General features: G+C 36.0%; 19 protein-coding genes and 2 pseudogenes. 5 read left to right on the plus strand and 16 right to left on the minus strand.

Translation table 11 applies throughout. From position 1 onward, the window contains the following. Window positions 1–105: pseudogene (locus FTU64_RS15345) on the plus strand (IS5/IS1182 family transposase); the annotation flags it as partial. A 150-nt stretch (window positions 106–255) separates the two neighbouring features. Here FTU64_RS15345 and FTU64_RS15350 read toward each other — a convergent pair. The 8 genes from FTU64_RS15350 to FTU64_RS15385 all read right to left on the minus strand — a co-directional run bounded on the left by FTU64_RS15350 (window position 256) and on the right by FTU64_RS15385 (window position 7,723). Next, the gene (locus tag FTU64_RS15350) at window positions 256–822 is read right to left on the minus strand and encodes a PoNe immunity protein domain-containing protein (protein WP_180060240.1); all 567 of its coding nucleotides are present in this window, start codon (window positions 820–822) and stop codon (window positions 256–258) included. Window positions 823–902: 80 nt separating this feature from the next. Next, on the minus strand, window positions 903–1,262 hold the full coding sequence (locus FTU64_RS15355; protein WP_180056084.1) for a hypothetical protein: 360 nt from the start codon (window positions 1,260–1,262) through the stop codon (window positions 903–905). Window positions 1,263–1,443: 181 nt separating this feature from the next. After that, window positions 1,444–2,256, minus strand: coding sequence for a PoNi-like cognate immunity protein (locus FTU64_RS15360; RefSeq protein ID WP_257222275.1), 813 nt, complete (start codon window positions 2,254–2,256; stop codon window positions 1,444–1,446). A gap of 39 nt (window positions 2,257–2,295) precedes the next feature. Beyond that, window positions 2,296–3,279 carry a PoNe immunity protein domain-containing protein gene (locus FTU64_RS15365; protein WP_180056085.1) on the minus strand — a complete coding sequence of 328 codons (984 nt, stop codon included), beginning with the start codon at window positions 3,277–3,279 and terminating at the stop codon, window positions 2,296–2,298. Window positions 3,280–3,385: 106 nt separating this feature from the next. Further along, entirely contained in the window at window positions 3,386–4,357 is a 972-nt protein-coding gene (locus FTU64_RS15370; protein ID WP_180056086.1) for a PoNe immunity protein domain-containing protein, read from the minus strand. A gap of 36 nt (window positions 4,358–4,393) precedes the next feature. After that, the gene (locus tag FTU64_RS15375; protein ID WP_180056087.1) at window positions 4,394–5,656 is read right to left on the minus strand and encodes a type VI immunity family protein; all 1,263 of its coding nucleotides are present in this window, start codon (window positions 5,654–5,656) and stop codon (window positions 4,394–4,396) included. A 67-nt stretch (window positions 5,657–5,723) separates the two neighbouring features. Then, window positions 5,724–6,704: a PoNe immunity protein domain-containing protein gene (locus FTU64_RS15380; RefSeq protein ID WP_180060242.1), complete on the minus strand. Its 981-nt coding sequence runs from the start codon at window positions 6,702–6,704 to the stop codon at window positions 5,724–5,726. 38 nt (window positions 6,705–6,742) lie between these two features. Continuing rightward, entirely contained in the window at window positions 6,743–7,723 is a 981-nt protein-coding gene (locus FTU64_RS15385) for a PoNe immunity protein domain-containing protein (protein WP_180056088.1), read from the minus strand. Between the two features lie 155 nt (window positions 7,724–7,878). Between FTU64_RS15385 and FTU64_RS15390 the strand changes: the two are divergent. Next, a pseudogene (locus FTU64_RS15390) lies at window positions 7,879–9,045 on the plus strand (IS3 family transposase). A gap of 131 nt (window positions 9,046–9,176) precedes the next feature. Here FTU64_RS15390 and FTU64_RS15395 read toward each other — a convergent pair. From FTU64_RS15395 to FTU64_RS15425, 7 genes are all read right to left on the minus strand, one after another. Further along, entirely contained in the window at window positions 9,177–9,683 is a 507-nt protein-coding gene (locus tag FTU64_RS15395) for a hypothetical protein (RefSeq protein WP_111885350.1), read from the minus strand. 3 nt (window positions 9,684–9,686) lie between these two features. Next, window positions 9,687–10,409: a hypothetical protein gene (locus tag FTU64_RS15400; protein WP_180056089.1), complete on the minus strand. Its 723-nt coding sequence runs from the start codon at window positions 10,407–10,409 to the stop codon at window positions 9,687–9,689. After that, window positions 10,400–10,825, minus strand: coding sequence for a hypothetical protein (locus FTU64_RS15405; protein ID WP_111885352.1), 426 nt, complete (start codon window positions 10,823–10,825; stop codon window positions 10,400–10,402). The genes FTU64_RS15400 and FTU64_RS15405 overlap by 10 nt, the downstream gene beginning before the upstream one ends. 1 nt (window position 10,826) lies before the next feature. After that, complete coding sequence (locus FTU64_RS15410) at window positions 10,827–11,333, minus strand: DUF4123 domain-containing protein (protein ID WP_180056090.1); 507 nt, start codon at window positions 11,331–11,333, stop codon at window positions 10,827–10,829. A gap of 1 nt (window position 11,334) precedes the next feature. After that, window positions 11,335–13,956 carry a type VI secretion system Vgr family protein gene (locus FTU64_RS15415; protein WP_180056091.1) on the minus strand — a complete coding sequence of 874 codons (2,622 nt, stop codon included), beginning with the start codon at window positions 13,954–13,956 and terminating at the stop codon, window positions 11,335–11,337. A 689-nt stretch (window positions 13,957–14,645) separates the two neighbouring features. Beyond that, a complete protein-coding gene (locus tag FTU64_RS15420; protein WP_180056092.1) occupies window positions 14,646–15,209 on the minus strand; it encodes a TetR/AcrR family transcriptional regulator in 564 nt (187 codons plus the stop codon). A gap of 302 nt (window positions 15,210–15,511) precedes the next feature. Then, entirely contained in the window at window positions 15,512–16,147 is a 636-nt protein-coding gene (locus tag FTU64_RS15425) for a cation transporter (RefSeq protein ID WP_180004217.1), read from the minus strand. 76 nt (window positions 16,148–16,223) lie between these two features. Here FTU64_RS15425 and FTU64_RS15430 point away from each other — a divergent pair, with 76 nt between their 5' ends. From FTU64_RS15430 to FTU64_RS15440, 3 genes are all read left to right on the plus strand, one after another. After that, the gene (locus tag FTU64_RS15430) at window positions 16,224–16,640 is read left to right on the plus strand and encodes a Cd(II)/Pb(II)-responsive transcriptional regulator (RefSeq protein WP_180004216.1); all 417 of its coding nucleotides are present in this window, start codon (window positions 16,224–16,226) and stop codon (window positions 16,638–16,640) included. An 80-nt stretch (window positions 16,641–16,720) separates the two neighbouring features. Then, window positions 16,721–18,115 (plus strand): tRNA 5-hydroxyuridine modification protein YegQ, encoded by a 1,395-nt coding sequence (gene yegQ / locus FTU64_RS15435; RefSeq protein WP_180060244.1) that lies wholly within the window; start codon window positions 16,721–16,723, stop codon window positions 18,113–18,115. A 9-nt stretch (window positions 18,116–18,124) separates the two neighbouring features. After that, window positions 18,125–18,379, plus strand: coding sequence for a YfhL family 4Fe-4S dicluster ferredoxin (locus FTU64_RS15440; RefSeq protein WP_180056093.1), 255 nt, complete (start codon window positions 18,125–18,127; stop codon window positions 18,377–18,379). A gap of 286 nt (window positions 18,380–18,665) precedes the next feature. Here FTU64_RS15440 and ahpF read toward each other — a convergent pair. Further along, window positions 18,666–19,783, minus strand: a 1,118-nt coding sequence (gene ahpF, locus FTU64_RS15445) for an alkyl hydroperoxide reductase subunit F (RefSeq protein WP_180060246.1), incomplete at its 5' end; no start/stop codon positions are given.

Below are 19,783 nucleotides of genomic sequence, written 5' to 3' on the forward strand. Positions count from 1 at the left end.
ACCTTCAAAATTCTTGCTGAGCGATATCGCAATCGAGGCAAAAGACTAGCATTAAGATTCAATCTAATTGCTGGAATTTATAACTTGGAGCTGAGTGAAAAATGACTTATGAAAGAAATCTAATAATCAAAGAAAATTAAAAATATTATCCATTAGAAACGAATAACCAAAAGGAAAATTTATCCTATTTATCACCAGCAAACTGCCAATATACATTCGCATCCATTTCAAAATGCCCCCCCGAATGGCATCTACTTATTCAGTCAGATACCAAATCGTTAGACCCCAAGGATTATCTTTAATCTCAGGCATACCTTCTCCTTGATTAAAATGACGTTTTTCCATGTTATTCGCAGGACTATACCATTCACTTGTTTTAGGGCAAATTTGTCCTGCTTCGCATCTTAGTGTTTTTGTACTAGGATTACTTATATCCTTCTCGCAAGGTACAAATTCTCGGGCAAATTTAACCAAATCTTTTGGATAAATCATATGTGTTATTTCGCTATCATCTAAATCTAGCAAATAAACGTAAGCAGCAGCTTCTATAGCCCAATAGCCAAAATAACCTCCATTTTCCATTTTATGTAAGTCATACCATGGAGCACTTTCAAATGCGGGATACCATAATTTCAAATATTCCTGTATATCCTGAATACTCTCTTCTTTAGTATCTCTATAATTACTAAAAATTAATGGGCGATATGGATTATCAAAAAACCATTGATCTACATCATATCTATCCATCAACTCAAATGATAAAAAGTCCTCATACAGCGTATCTAATTGTTCTGTTTGCTCATGGTAAATTTTGTCTTGCATCGCTGCAATACGTGGTAATAGGTCTCTTCTGTGTAATAGATAACACAGTCCTATCAACTGCATACATCTTTCGTACTCATCTATAGCGGTAAAATAAAATGGCGCCCAATCATTATTTTTTCTGCAGCTCTAAATGCGATTGTATATTTTTCATAAGCAATTATTACATCTTCAAAAATTAATCTTAAATCTAAAATCTTATATCCTGACGTCAATAATAGCGAAAATAAATTATATGAGTACTCAGCATGAGTGCTCATTGCTAACTTCTTTTTTTCTTCAAGGTTATCGCCACTTCCCCCTACATTATTAAACCAATAATCAATATATTCTCTATAATGATCAGCAAACGTGATTAAATTATCCTCAGTTAAATAAAACTGTCTTTTCTTTTTATCAAAAACCATTCTGATTCCCAAAAATAATGCCCCGAAGGGCATGTTTTATTTATTCCTCACCATTAAAATACCAGTACACTTCACCCCAATCTGTTTCAGAAAATGTTGGTAACATTTCACCTCTTAACACATGAACACGTGAATCCTCTTGTGCAGGGGTTGTCCAATAGCCCGTTTTTAGGGATTTTTCGCCAGCTTTGACTTTTATTACAGTTAGATTCTCTTAGGTTACTTCAGATTGAGTATTATTTTTACGAGCCCATGCAACTATATCTTTAGGATAAAACAAATGTTTATGTAAAGAACTTTCATCCAAATCTAGTAAATAAACAAGAGCTGCTGCTTCAAAAGCCCAGTAACCAACATATGAATAATTATCTAAATTTAAATGACTATTGTACCAAAGTGTATTTTTATGCATTTGATACCAATCAGCCAAATATTCATCCAACAGTTCAATCGCATGATTTTTGTTATTTTTAATTATTACATTATCAATCACATCGCATAATATTGAAAAATTATAACTATATATCCCATCTCTTTCAGTATCTGGATGATTAGAATCCGTTAGTTTTAAAAACTTATTAATCACTTCATCTTCACTAAAAGTTCCTCCATCCTCGCCATTGATTAATTGTTTAATTGTAGATAATAAATTATTTTTATTTAGCAATACTGCTAAGCTAATTGTACTTAATGCAATAAAACCACCTTCACCACCAATAACAACTGGCTTTTTACTTGCTTTAAAAACTCCTAATGCTTCTGCTTGTTTTTCATAACCTTCTATTACTTTTTCAAATAATGGAGATATTTCTTCTATTGGCTTTCCTGCAGTATAATGAAGATATAATAAAGAATGATAGATCCATGTAATAGATTGCCATCTTGAAGCTTCTCCACAATTATATTGATCATCTTCAAATGCATCACTTTCTAAATATAAGGGTATTCCTTCTTCATTGTATTCTTTAGTCTTTAAATAATAATCTTCAGTTAAAAAAATCTGTCTTTTATATTTATCGAAATTCATATTAATCCTAAAATTAATGCCCCGAAGGGCATGTTTTATTTATTCCTCACCATTAAAATACCAGTACACTTCACCCCAATCTGTTTCAGAAAGTGTTGGTAAGATTTCACCTCTTAACACATGAACGCGTGAATCCACTTGTACTGGGGTTGTCCAATAGCCCGTTTTTGGGGATTTTTCGCCAGCTTTGACTTTTATTACAGTTAGATTCTCTTGGGTTACTTCAGATTGAGTATTATTTTTACGAGCCCATGCAACTATATCTTTAGGATAGAATAAATGCTTGTGTAGAGGAGTGTCATCCAAATCTAGTAAATAAACAAGAGCTGCTGCTTCAAAAGACCAATAACCACAATATTTTAGTTCTTCTGCAGGCTCTAGATGACTATTAAACCAAAGTGCATTTTTATTCATTTGATACCAATCAGCTAAGTATTCATCTAAATATTTAACAGCAGTTTCTTTATTATTTTTAACTAGCACATTATCAATCACATCACATAATTTTGAATAACCTAATGCAAATAAATTTCCTTCGTTAAATGTTGGATGTGAAGGATCATTAAGTTTAAAAAATTTATTAATAACCTCATCTTCACACGTATGACTTTCACCCTCACCATTGACTAATGAATGTATACGATCAAACAAATCATTTCGATTAAATAAAAAAGCCAGACCAAGTATATTTAACGTTTCATTTTGAGTTGGAATGACAGAAGGTTTTTTTGACTTATGGAAGATAGCTAAGGCTTCAGATTGTTTTTCAAAGCCTTCTATAACTTTTTCAAATAAGGGGATAACTTCCCCTATAGATTTTCCTGCTGTGTATACAAGGTAAAGTAGAAAAGAATAATCATGTGTTATTAAATTCCATCTTCTTTTTTCGCCGCAATTATACTCATCATCCTCAAATGCATCACTTTCTTTCCAAAAATCAACGTCTTCTATATAAAAATCATAGGCACTTTTATAATAGTCTTCAGTTAAAAAAATCTGTCTTTTATATTTATAGAAACTCATATTAATCCTAAAATTAATGCCACGAAGGGCATGTTTTATTTATTCTTCACCATCAAACTGCCAGTACATATCCCCACCCATTCCAAAATGCCCGAATGGCATCTACTTATTCAGTCAGATACCAAATCGTTAATCCCCAAGGGTTATCTTTAATCTCAGGCATAACATCACCCTGTCTAAAATGACGTTTTTCCATGTTATTCGCAGGACTATACCATTCACCTGTTTTAGGGCAAATTTGGCCTGCTTCGCATCTTAGAGTTTTTGTACTAGGATTACTTATATCCTTCTCAGAAGGTACAAATTCTCGGGCAAATTTAACCAAATCTTTTGGATAAATCATATGTGTTATTTCGCTATCATCTAAATCTAACAGATAAACGTAAGCAGCAGCTTCTATAGCCCAATAGCCAAAATAAAAACTTTCATCCAATTTATGAATATCATGCCATGGAGCACTTTCAAATGCGGGATACCATAATTTCAAATATTTCCGTATATCTTGAATACTCTCTTTTTTAGTATCTCTATATTTACTAAAAATTAATGGGCGATATGGATTATCAAAAAACCATTGATCTACATCATATCTATCCATCAACTCAAATGATAAAAAGTCCTCATACAGCGTATCTAATTGTTCTGTTTGCTCATGGTAAATTTTGTCCTGCATCGCTGCAATACGTGGTAATAAGTCTCTTCTATGTAATAGATAACACAGTCCTATCAACTGCATACATCTTTCGTACTCATCTATAGCTGTAAAGTAAAATGGTGCCCAATCATTATCATTTTCATACTCTCTTAAAGCAAAAGTATATGCTTCATATCTCTCAATTATTATTTCTAGAAAATACCTCATTTTAGAAATATCATGACCTGCTGTATATTCTAATGAAAAAAATTGATATGTTTCGCTTGCCAAGAATAGTGAAAGACGACTTTGATCTTCCAAAATACCACTATATTCTTGTTTTTTATTTTCAATTTTTTTAGAAATTTCAAAAAAATACCCATACAAACGATCATAAATATTTTCTGTTAAGAAAACTTGCCTAATCTTCTTATTAAATTCCATATTTATTCCAAAAAATAATGCCCCGAAGGGCATAAATCATTCTTCACCATCAAACTGCCAGTACACATCCCCCCAATCACTTTCAAAATCAGGGAATATATCACCTTGTTTAAAATATTGACGTGAGTTTTCTTTAGCAAAAGTATACCAATATCCTGCGTGAGGACATGGGCTACCGGCAATAACAATATCTATTCTTTCTGGTTCTTGAACTTCAACTTTCACTCGTTTTAATTCAGGCCAAGTGCTGTCTTCATCAAATCGTGCAATCCATTGCTTTGAACTTACGGCATCAAAACGTGGATTTGGATCATCTGACCACGCATCCAAAGTGGTCAGTTTTAAGTTATCACAACGTATCGGTTTAATTAGTTCATTTGCCATCACCAATAAATCAGGAACACCTGCTTCAACTGGATAAAGTGAAAGCTCTCCCAAACGTATCCATAAGCTGTATTTTGTTGAATCTTCTAGGTCTATAATTTTAGTAATTTCAATTCGTGGATCATCCAGTTTTTCACGAATTTGTTCTTCACTCAAGCCTAGTTTCTCTAGCCAGTAGGGAGAAAGTAAAAAGCACCATGTTGGGGTACGAATACCGCCACCTAAACCATCCCGATCTTCTGCAATAAACATATTTTCATGAGAAAACTCCATACCAGGATGATCAATATCGAGTCCATAAAAATAATCTGAAAATGTGCGTTCAACAGTTTCGAACTCAGGTGAAATATAAGCAAACTGTCCAGTATTACCTATTTCATAACCGCTATAAGCTTGTATTGGATTGAGTTGTCTTAAAATTTTTTCAACAAAAGTGTGCCAAACCATCTTATTGGTTTTATACCATTGATCGCCAAAAGTTAATTTAATACTAGAATAGCGCTCATTTGAGTCTCGAATATTACTTTCTAAAGCCCAACGTGCACTCTGTGTATCCGCCTCGGCTGATGTTGCACCTATAAAATATACAAAATATTTTTTAAAGATTTTATGCATTTCAACTAAAAGCTCATCTCGGCTTCTAATCCATTTATCAGCCTTTTTCCAAACCTCAGTGTCACTCCTAAACCTTAATTGAAAAGGTTTATCTATTATGGTTTTTTCAAATTCAATATAAATATCTAAAACTTTATTTAGTAGATCTTCAGCATTTTCTTGATGCATGTACAAAGTGATATAGGGGCAAATACCAAACTCTTTCTTTTCCTCTCCATAAATTATGGAAGTATCCTGAGGAATATCTCGAGCCAATTCAGCTATTTCTTGTTCATTTAAATAAAGTTGTACTGTACTCATAAAATATTCGTTAATTTATACTTCTATTTTTTAGAGATCCAAGATTATCAAGCCCCGAAGGCATAAATTACTCTTCACCATCAAACTGCCAATACACATCGCCCCAATCACTTTCAAAATCAGGAAAAACATCTCCCAAGTTAAAGTATTGACGTGAGTTCACTTTAGCAACTGTAAACCAATAACCCTGTTGAGGACATTTTTCCCCAGCTTTAATTGAAAATTTATTATGATTTTCAAGAAAATTTATTACTGAAGTTTTGAGCTTGAATTTGTGATAAAATTCAACCAAATCTTTAGGGTAATATAAGTATTCATGTAAGACAGTATCATTCTCTATCTCTAACAGAATAACAGCGCACGCTGCTTCAAAAGCCCAGTATCCATAATAGCCACCTTCTGATTTATGAGTATCATGCCAAGGCGCACCTGATAAATCTTTGTACCAATTCTTTAAAAACTTACGGACAAAAGCTAAAGAAATTTCATTATCTTGATTTGAAAAGGCTTCACATAATAATAAGTAAGGTTTTGGTACTAATACTGTTGAACAATCATATCTATTTTCATCTGAAAAAGATAAATACTCTTCAATTAGCCAATCTTGAGCAACATTTTCTCTCATTTCTCCGTCAATTAATTTCGCAACTCTAGGTAGTAAATCCTTTCGGTGGAGTAAATAACACAAACTGATTAACCAAATACATGGACAATAGCCATCAATAGTAAATAATTCAAAAACTGGTAAGTTTATATTTTTATGATAACTTCTTAATTTACTTCCATATTGCTCATAATAGTCAATAACTATTTCAAGTTGGCTTCTAATAAAAGGTAAACTATTGCCAGCTGTATATTCCAATAAAAGTAGATTTAAATAGTTCTCTGCTACGATAGCATAAGAGTATACCCATCTTTCTTCTAGTGAATCACCAACACCTGTAAGATTTACTTTAAAAGTTTCAATAGTGTTCAGAGTTTCCGCCTTTAATGTTTCATACATTTGAGGTGTAAGAAATTGTTGTCTTTTTATATTAACTAAATCCATTTTATGCCCAAAAACTGCCCCGAAGGGCATATTTTCACTTATTCTTCACCGTCAAACTGCCAATATACATCCCCCCAATCACTTTCAAAATCAGGGAAAATTTCCCCTTGTTTAAAGTATTTACGAGTGTTTTCCTTAGCTACAGTGAACCAATATCCCGATTGAGGACATTTTTCACCTGCTTGAATTGATACTTTTTGATATTTAGTTAGGAGGTCAATTTCAGCACTACTAGGTTTAAACGTACGATAGAACTCTATTAAGTCTTTTGGATAATAGAGGTATTCATGAAATTCTTTATCATTTTCTATTTCTAATAGAATAACAGCGCAAGCTGCTTCAAAATCCCAATATCCATAATATCTACCCTCTGATTTATGGCTATCATGCCATGGAGCTCCAGATAAATCTTTATACCATTTTTTCAAGAATTTGTTTAAATGCTTGACTGAAACTTTATTATCTTGGGTCACAAATGCATTGGATAACTCAAAATAAGGATTTGAAAAAAGGACATCTGAACAATCAAAACGGTTATCGTCATTAAAAGCCAAAAATTCCTCTACAATCCAATCTTTCCCTCCATTTTCTTGATCCTCTCCATCAACAAGGTTAGCTACCAACGGTAGTAAATCAGTTCTTTTTAATAAATAACAAAGGCTGATAATCCATATATATACACAATAGTCATCTAAAATTTCGATGTCAAAAATACTAAAATTATTATTTTTATAATAGGCTCTTTGTTTTATAGAGAGTTCCTTGAATAATTCAATTACTTTATCAAATTCTAAGCGTAAATACTCAATCGGTTTACCAGCAGTATAGTCCAAAATAAGCAAATCAAACTGATATCTAGACGCTATCGAATAAGAGTCTATCCATCCTGCTTCGATATCATCATCATCATTTGATTCACTTAAAAAACTTTCTATGGCGCTGACAAGCTCACTCCTTGTAGATTGATAGTAACTTTCATCTAAAAATTGTTGTCTACGATTAAACTTAAATTCCATCATAAATAAATTTCCAATTATTTATTATTAACAACGATACTAATGTCTTTATCAGTCCAAACCCTTGTAGCTTTATGAGTAGAATGTTCTTTTGATGAGTGCTGATAAAAACGGAGACTTTAACTTGGTAAACTACACATACTCATTAGGAGTTTACCATGAGCAAAAAACAAAAGATTTATACAGTGGAATTCAAAGCTGAAGCAATTAAAGCTATTGAATCAAATAAAGGAAATGTCTCTGAAACGGCTCGACAGCTTGGTATTTCAATGCAGACCCTTTCAAATTGGTACAACAAAGCAAAAGCTGGAACATTAGTAGGCACACAACAATATTCGCCTGATCTCGTTGCGCTACTCGAAGAAAATAAGAAACTCAAACAGCAACTCAAAACTACGGAAATGGAAAGAGAATTTCTAAAAAAAGCAGCAGCGTACTTTGCCAAGGACCATCAGTAAGGTACGATTACATGAAAGAGAACAAAAACACCTATCCAACAACGATGATGGCTAGACTGCTCAAAGTTTCAATTTCAAGTTTTTATGACTGGTTAAAACGAGGCATGAGCAAAAGAGTTGTTCAAAGAAATCAGCAGACGATCTTAGTCAAAATAGCTCATCAAGAAACTAAAGAAAGTTATGGTCATATTCGCTTAACGAGGTATTTACAGTCACAAGGCATCCCAATTAGCGAGTATGCAGTCCGTTGTATAAAAAGGCTAAATCAGCTGTATTGTAAGCGCCATAGGCGTTTTAAAAGAACGACGAACAGTGATCATAATCGAGCGATCTATGACAATTTACTCAAACAAGAGTTTTTAATGACCAAACCTAATCTTGCATGGTCAAGTGATATTACGTACATATGGACAGCTGAAGGTTGGTTGTACTTAGCTGCTTTAAAAGACCTTTATACTAGACAGGTCGTTGGTTATAAGCTTAAGTGAGCGAATGACAGCGCAACTAGTTTGCAATGCGCTGAGTATGGCAATTCGCAATCACAAACCATCACATGGGCTAATTGTGCACTCAGACAGAGGAAGCCAATATTGCAGTCATGAATATCGAAACATGCTTGAAAAATATGGATTTCAAGGTTCAATGAGCAAAAAAGGAGACTGTTACGATAATGCCCCGATTGAGAGCTTTTGAGGAATACTCAAAAACGAGTTGGTTCACCATCGCAACTACAAAACAAGGGGAGAAGCCAAAGCAGATATTACAAAATACATAGAGCTATTTTATAATCAGAAGAGAATCCAGAAAGGACTGAGTTTTAAGACACCAAATCAAATGGCAGAGGACTTTTACGAGTTGGCTGCCTAGAATCTCCCAAGTGGAAGTGTCCTGTTATTTCAGCACACATCAAACTCTTGAATCTAGATAGCCTAATTATTAAAAAGAAACTTATCGATAATTTAAAGATATATTTCAAAACTAAAAATTAATTTAATTTTTTATAGAGTTCCATCTTTCAACTTTAATAAATCATGATAAGTTTGTTTTTTTTGAACAATTGTCTTTAAGATAAAATCTGTCTTTCTTAATGACTCAGCATTGTTCAGATCAAGCATAATCGCCACTTCATTATACCATTCATCTTCAGGTGCATTATTTTCCCAACGATCCCCCCATCTGTCATCTCTACTAATTTGAATTGATGAATTCACATCGACTAAACCATCTTTATTTTCTTTTAAAATTCCTAAGTGAATTACTATTTCGATGGCATCATTAATAATTGTCAAAGGATAATATACCTCTCCATCTGGATTTCTTCTGAAATCAGAGTATTCATTTGCAGCAGACCAAGCTGTAATCTGCTCTTTTGGTATGTATGCTTCTAAAATATTCTTTAAACAAAGATACATACTACAATAATCGTCATATTCTCTATCCCACTGTAAAAATGGAAATTTTGGGTGATCCTTAAAAAAATTAACTATCTTTTCTATATTCGTCATTATTTAACCTTTTAATATTTCGCCCTTCAAAATATCTATATCCATTCTTCTAGCATCAAAATCTGGTGGAATAACACCAGTAAAATGACGACCTGCAAAACTAAAAGAATGTTTACCTACAGAAACTCCATATGGTGTCTTCGCTTCCATCCAAGCGATCATTGCTTTATAGGCTTGAGTTGCACCTTTGTGATAATCAACTGGACTTTTTATTTTAGTATCTGGTTTGCTATGACCTTCTAATTTTAGCATGGCAATACGCATGGAAAGTGCATATTGCTTACATAGTACTAGAGGCGGTGGAAAAGGGTGATTTGTCCAAACGCTACCTGCTTCAGTTGCAGTCACAATCATTCTATTTGCATTCTGCGCCTGTATACGACCACTATGCTGTTCGTTCTTACACTCCTTATTAGAACTATTACAAGATCTCTCAAGTTCCTTAGATTTCGCTTTACTTGCTGCCAATGCTTGATCTTTTTGCTCTTGAGTTATACCCGAACGACTATTATCGATATCCTCTTCAGCCAGATCAATTCTTTGATTGAGCATGCCTGTAATTGTTCCATCTCCTAATGGGGATGGAGTGAATATTCCAGTTAATATTACGCCTATAGGATTTGCTCTTGCTCCTACCTTAGCTGCAGTTCCTGCTCTTTCAGCAGCTTTTTCAGCAGTTGTCCCCCAACCACCAAAAATATCTGCTGCATCAGCCGCTATTGCCACGATTTTTTCTCCAATGCTTCATAGAATTTTTGACTATCTGAAGAATTTAAAGAGCTTTGTAAAACTCCAGCTAAGATATCAATTGCAAGAAATGGTGGAAATAATCTATTTATTAATAAACTGCGATTCCATGGATCATCATCTAAATTATTTTTATTCAAAATAAAACATAATTCTCCGTAAGCCGCTCTCCATTTGTCATAGTCAGCATGATTTTCCATTCCTACCAGATATTTTCGAATTTTTGTTTGGGCAGTAATCAGGAATTTTAGTCCACTATCTTCATTATTATTAAAATACTTTATCGCCAGTTCGCTATAAGTGTTTTTTAGCCGATTCCAGTTCCACAAGGCTAGACTTTCTTCACGATCTGCAGAAAATTCCTCAAGCTGTTCTTTAGTAAATTCGATAACCATTCTAAATCCTCTCCAATAACTTGAAATCACCAGATACTTCTTGATACCACCAACCATCAATAGGTTCTAACAGAATATCTAAATTTTTTTTATCTAATAGTCGATTTAATGATTTGATAACTGAAGGATCATAAAATCTGAACAATGCTAATTCGCCGGATGATAATTCTGCTTGTAAGAATGGCTGAAAATGTTTGATCAATTCTTGGTTCGATAGATTTGTTTTCAATATCGAAAACATTCCTAAATTTTCTTCTATAACAAGTTCATTAATAAATTTTTGATTATTTAGTTTATTTAAATTCAACAATAAAGGGGAAAATTCTAATGGTGTAGAATCATCAACAGTTCCATCGAATAAATTACCTATATATTTGATATTTCTATCATAGTTTAAAGTAAGCCAATGGCGCATATAAGTATAATTTTTAGCTGCATCAATCAACAGGAAGAAATTATATTTAGATTCTTCACCACTAATTTTCTTTGATAACTGTAATATGTCCATCCTATATTTCCCTATACACAAACGGTAAACCTTTTCGAGCGGCATCAATTAAACAGGGAATACATATTTTCGTAGAAATATTAGGAAGCTGGAAATTATGACGTGTACCTTTGACAAATTGTGCTTGAGCAGACCTAACCTCAACAAGCCCAGGACTATTAATATCAATAGAACCGTCAGTCTTTATTTTTATGTATCCCCCACCACAAGTCAGCATAATTTCTTTTTTGGCTGCAATCGTAATGGAATTCTCAGTACTCATGATCTTAAAATCCTTGAGAGATGCTAGATCAATTTGATCATTTTGCGCATGAACTTTAATTTCACCTTGAGCCGCTACAATATTTATACCTTTTTCTTGAGTATAAAAGCTTAATCCCTTCGCAGCATGAGCAGTAAACTCACCATTTGAATTTATATCTAACTGTTGACCCGATATAATTTTTATATTTTCTTTAGCAACATGAGTTTGGTTTTTTTGACTTACAGAAACAAAATCCTGAGGAGTACTAAGCAGAATATTAGGATGCTCAAACTTTTCTAGACTATTTTCTACTTGAGCAATCAAATCATTACTAATTTGATAGTTTTCATCTTGGAAAGCCTTACTTACTCGAGCATTTTTTTCTAAACTTTTGAGTTTTTCTATAGATTCATTTAATTGCGTTAACAACTCTTTTATATTTAATTGTATATCTTTGGCGTTTTCTTGACTCGCAGAACTAATCAATAATCCCTTACCAGCTCGAATAGCACCCCATTGGTCGGTTCTCAGTTCAAAGCCTTCCCCTCGTCCCTCACTTTCTGAGGTTTCTTTGGGATGACTGAGGTTCCCTAGGTTGAGCTGGGTAGCACCATGGGTACTTTGTAATTGTGTCGAAATTTGTCCTGTGGTGTCATCAAAGCACAGTTGTCCAAAGCCCTCACCTTGGACTTCCTTACTTTTAATCCCAGCCAGTTTTTTGGTGTCTGGCAGTTTACCTTTACTATCAAATTGGGTCGGACTGCGCTGTGCTTCATGTATGCGCCCCACCACAAATGGTCGGTCGATATTGCCGTCAAAGAAATCGATGACCACGATTTCATTAATACGTGGTAAGAAACGTGCACCATAGCCTTCGCCTGCCCATGGGGTAAGCACATCTACCCATGCAGAATCCGTATCATTGTCATTACTGCCTGCACCGCCATCATGGCTGTGGTCATCTCCACGGGTAAATAAGAAACGAACTTTGATTCGTCCCCATTCATCGACATGTATTTCTTCACCACTTGGCCCGACAACTTTAGCCCGTTGCGGATGGGTGCTTGGACGGTGTTCGAGTGGGTTATATTCAGGAACCGTCGCAATATTGCGGCGTTGTAATGTGAGCTGATTGGCCTGACGCTCGGCCTGTTCATGGATGGGTTTAATGTTCCACTGACTTTGTTCAATCAGTTGATTGACTTGTTCAGAGAGGTCTTTAGGTAAGTTATTTTGGTTATAGAATTTTTTTTCTGTGATTAAAAATTGTTTGTCTGCACCACTGTGTTGATCGATTTCTGGGTGTTCATTCAATTCAAACCAATAACCCACTTGGGTATCACGCACGGTCGATTGTGCATTGAATTTTTTCGATTGTAGCTCGTGATAGCGCGTTAGGTTTTGATTCAATTTTTCAATCTGGCTGTTAGATGAAGCCGTAGCTTGGTCTTCGCCTTTTAAGTCTTGCATCCATGCAGGGCTGACATGCCATGCTTGCTCTAGACTTAAGCTGGCATTGTCTTGGCTTTGGCTATGCTGATGTTTGCTTTGAACTGAACCTGCGCCTTCTTCTTGGCTCAGTCCATCGGCTTGCCAGCGCTGCACATGGACCGCAGTCGGTTGAATGCTACGTTCACCGATCAAGCTGGTGATGCTGTCTTGTTTTTCTGTGGCACTAGAGCGATGAAAGCGGATACTACGACGGCTGAGTGCTTGATATTGGCTATTGTCATCAATCAGGCGGAGTTTTTGTTTTTCAATTGGCGCTGAGGAATGCGGCACTTTCAACTGTGCTTCATCGATGAGCCAGTTAATGCCTTCACTGCGCCAAAGTCGCGTTAAAAAGTCATAATCGCTTTCATTCGACTGCATGATGAAAGGTCGAACGTCATAGTTTTGGCTTAAACCGCTTAAATCAAGCATTAGACTGGCAGCAAAGAGCGGACTTTTGCTTTGCCATTCTTTGAAGATTGTTTCACTAACATCGCGAACAGATTTGTTCATAAACACACGGCTGTTGCGGCGTTTATGCCACAGTGAAGTTGCATCTTCTAAAGTGAGTTTATATAGGGTGAGTGAACCGTCACTCTGCCCTTGAGCCGCCTCTGTAATAATACCCGTAGTACGGAAGAGTTCGCCCTGATCAGTCACTTGATCAACGGCAACTTGTGCGCCAATAAATTGTTTTAGTGGAATAAGTGCATTAGTAGATAGGCAAATCAAAGTCGCTTGCACGCCTTGGTTTAAGACATGCTCCCCATCAATACGTTGAATAAAAAGCTCATCATTCAACGCAGGGTTGGAAAATTGCACATGAATGGCACGTTTTTGGGCGGATAGACCCAATTGTTCTAATACAGCAAATATTTTGCCTAACATAATAAAAATTCTAAATTGTAATCATGGAAATAATTTTGCTGCTAGTTTAGTCAAATTCATCAATAAACTTAATGCTTAAAACCATAGAAGATGTTTCGTTATGTAAAATCCACGATTCAAAAATTCACTTAAAACTAAAAAGCTGAGAACCCACTCACTAAATACTTCTTGCATATAAAATATTCACCAAATGGTCTTAGACCATGCACTTGCATCCAACAAGCAACGTCATTCACACAAGTGTAAAAATAGTTTATCGTCTAATTAGCACCGAGCTTAATGATTAATTTTTTAATATTATCTTTAAAAATAGTAGATTAATTTAAACTCAAGTCAGATTAAAAAACACACAACCCTTTCTTTCCTGTCTTGTAATTCACCTAAGATCCCCTATAATTCAAAAAAACAGACAAGTCTGTCTATTTTGCTGCAAAAACCGAATGAATTTAGCATTCAGAGGGTAAAAATATAAATGAGAGAAAACGTATAAAACGTTCGAAAATCAAATCATTGACTTAAGCTAACAAAGTGAATGATTTGAACGCACAATTGTCAGCAAAGCGCGATTACCCCAAATAATCGCGCTTTTTATTTTCTTAGAATCTTAAGTCATGTGAAAAAAATTGATGGTTAATCAATACAAATAAGTCGTCGCTAGATTTAAAACCTAGATGCCTACAAACAAATTTTTAAGCAGCCAATTCCAAACGAATTAAGGTTTCAACTCGCTTCCAATACTCTGCTAAATGCACTTGGTTGGGGTCAATTTGGGCTTGGATGGTCATGCCATCCAAAATGCTACTCAGAAATGCAGCGAGTTGTTCAGTTTGCTGAATGCCCAGATTTTGCAAAGCAGTACTTAGTTTTGATTTGAGCCAGTCTTTATAATCGATCGCAGGTTGTAATGACGAAGGATAAACTTTAGATATTTCTTCTACTGCTTTTTGAAACATACAACCATTGAAATCTGCAGTATGAAACCAAGCATCGTACCAAGCAAAAATGGTTTTAATATGCGAAAGATGGTCTTCTGGATCACATTCTGCAATAGCAGCTTCAAGTGATTCCTGTAAATTAAGATTTCGAATCACGAGACATTCTTCAATTAATTTGGCTTTAGAGGGGAAATATTTATAAAACGTCATTTTAGCAACGCCTGATTCCCCAATAATTCGATCTATACCAATCGAGTTATAGCTATAAGAATTGAAGAGTTGGAGCGCAACGTTAATGATGTCTTGCTTTTTCGACATTTAATTTACCTGATGCACCAATGGGGCCTAAACATAAAGCTTTCAAGGTAGAAAACCTAATTTTTAAACATGATTTTCGCGCGCTATTGTAAAGCATAACTTAATTGGAGTCTGTAGATAAAACCTCAGCACCCTATTAAATACAGTCTGATTTCAGATGATTTATCGAATTAGCAGTCAGGAAAATTTCGTATAAAACTGACTGCTATTTTAATTTCAACTAGCGATTTAACGACTATTCATCTGCGTTAAAAACATGGATAAAATGAATGCCATTAACGGTGGATTTAAGAGTAAGTATTTTAAGAGCAAGGGGTACTCAGAATATCTTTTTGCTTACGCTCTTGCAGTGCTTTTCGAATCACCTGATAACCACCCGTTAAACCTAAGATCGCCATGATTGCGGCCACGATCAAATCTGGCCATAGACTGCCTGTACCAAACACCCCGACTGCAGCCAAGATCACTGCGACATTACCAATCGCATCATTACGGCTACATAGCCAAACGGATTGCATATTGGAGTCACCTTCTCGGAAGGCATATAAAACATATGCACAAATGACATTAGCAACTAGAGCCAAAATACCAATCAGCCCCATGGTGATCGGTTCAGGAGCGATCCCATTGGCATAGGCATAGAGCACTTTGGCAATGACCACGATCCCAAACGCTGCCATAACAAAACCTTTCACCAAGGCAACTGTTGCACGCCAATATAAACTGGCGCCAAGTACGGCTAATGAAACCCCATAATTTACGGCATCACCAAAGAAATCTAACGAGTCCGCCCAAAGCGCAGAAGAATGTGCATAAGCCCCACCAATCAGCTCTACCAAAAACATTATGGCGTTAATGATTAGGGCAATCCAAAGTGCAATACGAAATTTACTGTTGGGTTTGCTTGGTGCTGGCTCATGACTACATGTACATGCCATAAATATGCTCCAATTTAAAAATCAATGGATTTGTATTATTCTTATTCAAAACTATGGACTCACTCCAAGGTCAAGCATGAACGTACAAAAACATTATTTGATTAAAGAATTGTCCACCAAAGCTGGGGTAAGCGTTGACAGTATTCGCTTTTATGAAAAGAAAAAACTGCTGAAACCTAGCTTCCGCGCAGACAACAATTATCGCTATTATGATGAAGAAATGTACAAACGTTTGGTTTTTATTAAGCGCTGTCGAAACCTCGATATTTCTCTCACCGAGATTCAAACCCTGCTTGAACTTGAGCAATCCCCTACGCAAAGCTGTCATGCTGTGAATGAATTAATTGATAATCACATTCGTCAAGTTTCTGAAAAAATTAAAGAATTAGAAAATTTTAAAATACAGTTAAGTAAGCTCCGTGCTAGTTGTAATGAAACCAGTCAAATTAATGATTGCCAAATTTTAAAACATTTGGAAAACGAAATATCTTGAAAACCCAACTAAAATACTTGGTTGAATCCTTTTTTTAGATCACTACAATAAAGCCATAAATTTTTTATGCCTTTATTGACATGACGATTCAACACGTAACCGAACTCCTCTCACCTGCTGGCTCATTAAAAAATATGCGCTACGCTTTTGCTTATGGCGCAGATGCCGTGTATGCAGGTCAGCCGCGATATAGCTTACGTGTGCGCAATAATGCTTTCGACCATGACAATTTAAAAATTGGCATTGAAGAAGCTCATGCCTTAGGTAAAAAGTTTTATGTGGTGGTGAATATCCAACCGCATAACTCAAAACTGAAAAATTTCATCCGTGACCTTGAGCCTGTGGTTGCCATGGATCCTGATGCGCTAATCATGTCTGACCCCGGTCTGATCATGATGGTGCGTGAACATTTTCCAGAAGTGTCCATTCATTTGTCTGTCCAAGCCAATGCGGTGAACTGGGCAACGGTTAAATTTTGGAAAAATATGGGACTGACACGTGTCATTCTGTCACGTGAATTATCAATCGAAGAAATTGAAGAAATTAAACACAATGTACCTGATATGGAAATTGAAGTTTTCGTACATGGTGCATTATGTATGGCTTACTCCGGTCGTTGCTTACTTTCTGGCTATATGAATAAACGTGATGCAAACCAAGGTGCATGTACCAATGCATGCCGATGGGATTATAAAATTCACGATGCAGTTGAAGATGAAACTGGTGATGTTATTCCAGTCACACAAATTAAAGAATCATCATGCTGCAATAATAAAAATGCCGATGAGCAACACGCCCTAGAACAACACCAATTCGGCGAGCCGGTTTTATTACAACGCAATGAAGAAGACATGTTTGCTGCCGAAGAAGATGAACATGGCACTTATTTCATGAACTCGAAAGACTTGCGTGCTGTACAGCATGTTGACCGTTTAACCAAAATGGGCATTCATTCTTTAAAAATTGAAGGCCGTACCAAGTCTTATTTCTACTGTGCGCGTACCGCTCAAATTTATCGTAAAGCCATCGATGATGCCCTTTCTGGTAAACCATTTGACCCTGCTCTCATGTCTCAGCTTGAAGGTCTTGCGAACCGTGGTTATACCGAAGGTTTTCTACGCCGCCATGTACATAGTGAATATCAAAACTATGAAACCGGCTCTTCACGTTTTGATCATCAACAGTTTGTAGGTGAAGTCTTAGAACGCAATGGTGACTCTCTTAAAATCGAAGTGAAAAACCGTTTTGTTGTAGGTGATTCTTTAGAACTGATGACCACTTCAAGCAACATCACCTTCGTTTTAACTGAAATGAAAGATAAAAAAGGTAATCTAATTGACGATGCCAAAGGTTCAGGTCATATCGTGGATATTCCTGTACCTGCCGATGTGGATATGCGATACGCCTTACTGATTCGTAACTTACCCAATTCGACAGTGGATATTTCGGCTTCAACTTTAGCTTATCAGGCTTGAGTTTACTTTATGGCTTTGTTGATTACAGATAAATGCATCAATTGTGACATGTGTCTACCTGAATGTCCCAATAATGCCATTTATGAAGGCTCAAAGATTTATGAAATCGATGTCGCACGTTGTACTGAATGTGTCGGTTTCTATGAGCACCAAACTTGTGTTTCAGTTTGTCCGATTGAGTGCATTGTGCCTCATCCTGAACATGTGGAGACAGATGAGCAGTTAATGGAGAAGTTTAAAGGCTTGAATTTATTTAAATCTTAAATTCGTGATGTGATTGGTATATTAATTGCTTACTCCGCTTTATATTTTATAGAGAAACAACCTTGGGGAAAGTATAAAAATAAGGTTGTAAAACAAAAATAGCTGGGCAACGAATAGGATTCAAAATGTGTGGGGACATTTTTGAATCCTAATTTTGCAGACAAAAAAAGGAACTCCGGTGTTAGCGTCCAAAGTTCCTATAAAACGAGAATATTAAGAAAAATAATATTCTAATGACAACATTCAGCGCGGCCAGCGTGTTTCTCGAAACACACTGGCCTTTCTTTTATTGACCCGAACGGATGATGTAATCAAAAGCAGACAATGATGCTTTCGCGCCTTCACCTGTTGCAATGATGATTTGTTTGTAAGGTACTGTTGTACAGTCACCTGCGGCAAATACACCTTTCACATTGGTTTCGTTACGTTCGTTAATTACGATCTCACCACGGTTTGAAAGTTCAACTGCTGTTTCTTTTAAGAAATCAGTGTTTGGTAACAAACCGATTTGTACAAAGATACCAGCCAATTCAATCGTTTTGATTTCATCAGTTGCACGGTCTTTGTAGTTCAATGCAGTCACTTGTGAACCATCACCGACCACTTCTGTAGACAATGCATTCATGATCACAGTGGTATTCGGTAAACTGTTTAACTTGTCTTGAAGGACTTGGTCAGCACGAAGCTTAGTATCAAACTCAACTAGCGTTACATGTTCCACAATACCTGCAAGGTCAATCGCCGCTTCGACACCTGAGTTACCACCACCGATCACTGCAACACGTTTACCTTTAAACAATGGACCGTCACAGTGTGGGCAGTATGCAACACCACGTGTACGGTATTCTTGTTCACCCGGAACGTTCATTTCTCTCCAACGTGCACCTGTTGAAAGAATCACTGTTTTAGATTCAAGTTTTGCACCATTCTCTAAAGTCACTTCAACTAAGCCATTAGCTGTTTGGTCAGCACCTTTGATGTCAGATACACGTTGCAAGTTCATGATGTCCACACCGTACTCACGTACATGTGCTTCCATTTCAGCAGCAAACTTAGGACCTTGGGTCTTTTGAATCGACGTGAAGTTCTCGATGTCCATGGTATCCATGACCTGACCGCCCATGCGTTCAGCCACGATACCGGTTTTAATGCCTTTACGTGCTGCATAGATTGCAGACGTATTACCTGCAGGACCACCACCAATCACAAGAACATCAAAGGCATCTTTGGCATTTAACTTTTCAGCATCTTTCGCTGCAGAGTTAATATCCAATTTGGCAATGATTTCTTCCAAGGTCATACGACCTTGACCGATGTGGTTGCCGTCTTGGAATACCATTGGTACAGCCATGATTTTGCGTTCTTCCACTTCTTCTTGGAAGAATGCACCATCAATCATGGTTG

This window comes from Acinetobacter sp. YH12128, from assembly GCF_013418655.1.
Classification (GTDB): domain Bacteria; phylum Pseudomonadota; class Gammaproteobacteria; order Pseudomonadales; family Moraxellaceae; genus Acinetobacter; species Acinetobacter amyesii.

Bases quoted from the DNA above. Each gene is read 5' to 3' on its own strand.
- FTU64_RS15350 (WP_180060240.1), bottom strand. From the start codon at position 822: ATGCAAGACAAAATTTACCATGAGCAAACAGAACAATTAGATACGCTG.
- FTU64_RS15355 (WP_180056084.1), bottom strand. From the start codon at position 1,262: ATGCCCTTCGGGGCATTATTTTTGGGAATCAGAATGGTTTTTGATAAA.
- FTU64_RS15360 (WP_257222275.1), bottom strand. From the start codon at position 2,256: ATGAATTTCGATAAATATAAAAGACAGATTTTTTTAACTGAAGATTAT.
- FTU64_RS15365 (WP_180056085.1), bottom strand. From the start codon at position 3,279: ATGAGTTTCTATAAATATAAAAGACAGATTTTTTTAACTGAAGACTAT.
- FTU64_RS15370 (WP_180056086.1), bottom strand. From the start codon at position 4,357: ATGGAATTTAATAAGAAGATTAGGCAAGTTTTCTTAACAGAAAATATT.
- FTU64_RS15375 (WP_180056087.1), bottom strand. From the start codon at position 5,656: ATGAGTACAGTACAACTTTATTTAAATGAACAAGAAATAGCTGAATTG.
- FTU64_RS15380 (WP_180060242.1), bottom strand. From the start codon at position 6,704: ATGGATTTAGTTAATATAAAAAGACAACAATTTCTTACACCTCAAATG.
- FTU64_RS15385 (WP_180056088.1), bottom strand. From the start codon at position 7,723: ATGATGGAATTTAAGTTTAATCGTAGACAACAATTTTTAGATGAAAGT.
- FTU64_RS15395 (WP_111885350.1), bottom strand. From the start codon at position 9,683: ATGACGAATATAGAAAAGATAGTTAATTTTTTTAAGGATCACCCAAAA.
- FTU64_RS15405 (WP_111885352.1), bottom strand. From the start codon at position 10,825: ATGGTTATCGAATTTACTAAAGAACAGCTTGAGGAATTTTCTGCAGAT.
- FTU64_RS15410 (WP_180056090.1), bottom strand. From the start codon at position 11,333: ATGGACATATTACAGTTATCAAAGAAAATTAGTGGTGAAGAATCTAAA.
- FTU64_RS15415 (WP_180056091.1), bottom strand. From the start codon at position 13,956: ATGTTAGGCAAAATATTTGCTGTATTAGAACAATTGGGTCTATCCGCC.
- FTU64_RS15420 (WP_180056092.1), bottom strand. From the start codon at position 15,209: ATGTCGAAAAAGCAAGACATCATTAACGTTGCGCTCCAACTCTTCAAT.
- FTU64_RS15425 (WP_180004217.1), bottom strand. From the start codon at position 16,147: ATGGCATGTACATGTAGTCATGAGCCAGCACCAAGCAAACCCAACAGT.
- FTU64_RS15430 (WP_180004216.1), top strand. From the start codon at position 16,224: ATGAACGTACAAAAACATTATTTGATTAAAGAATTGTCCACCAAAGCT.
- yegQ (WP_180060244.1), top strand. From the start codon at position 16,721: ATGACGATTCAACACGTAACCGAACTCCTCTCACCTGCTGGCTCATTA.
- FTU64_RS15440 (WP_180056093.1), top strand. From the start codon at position 18,125: ATGGCTTTGTTGATTACAGATAAATGCATCAATTGTGACATGTGTCTA.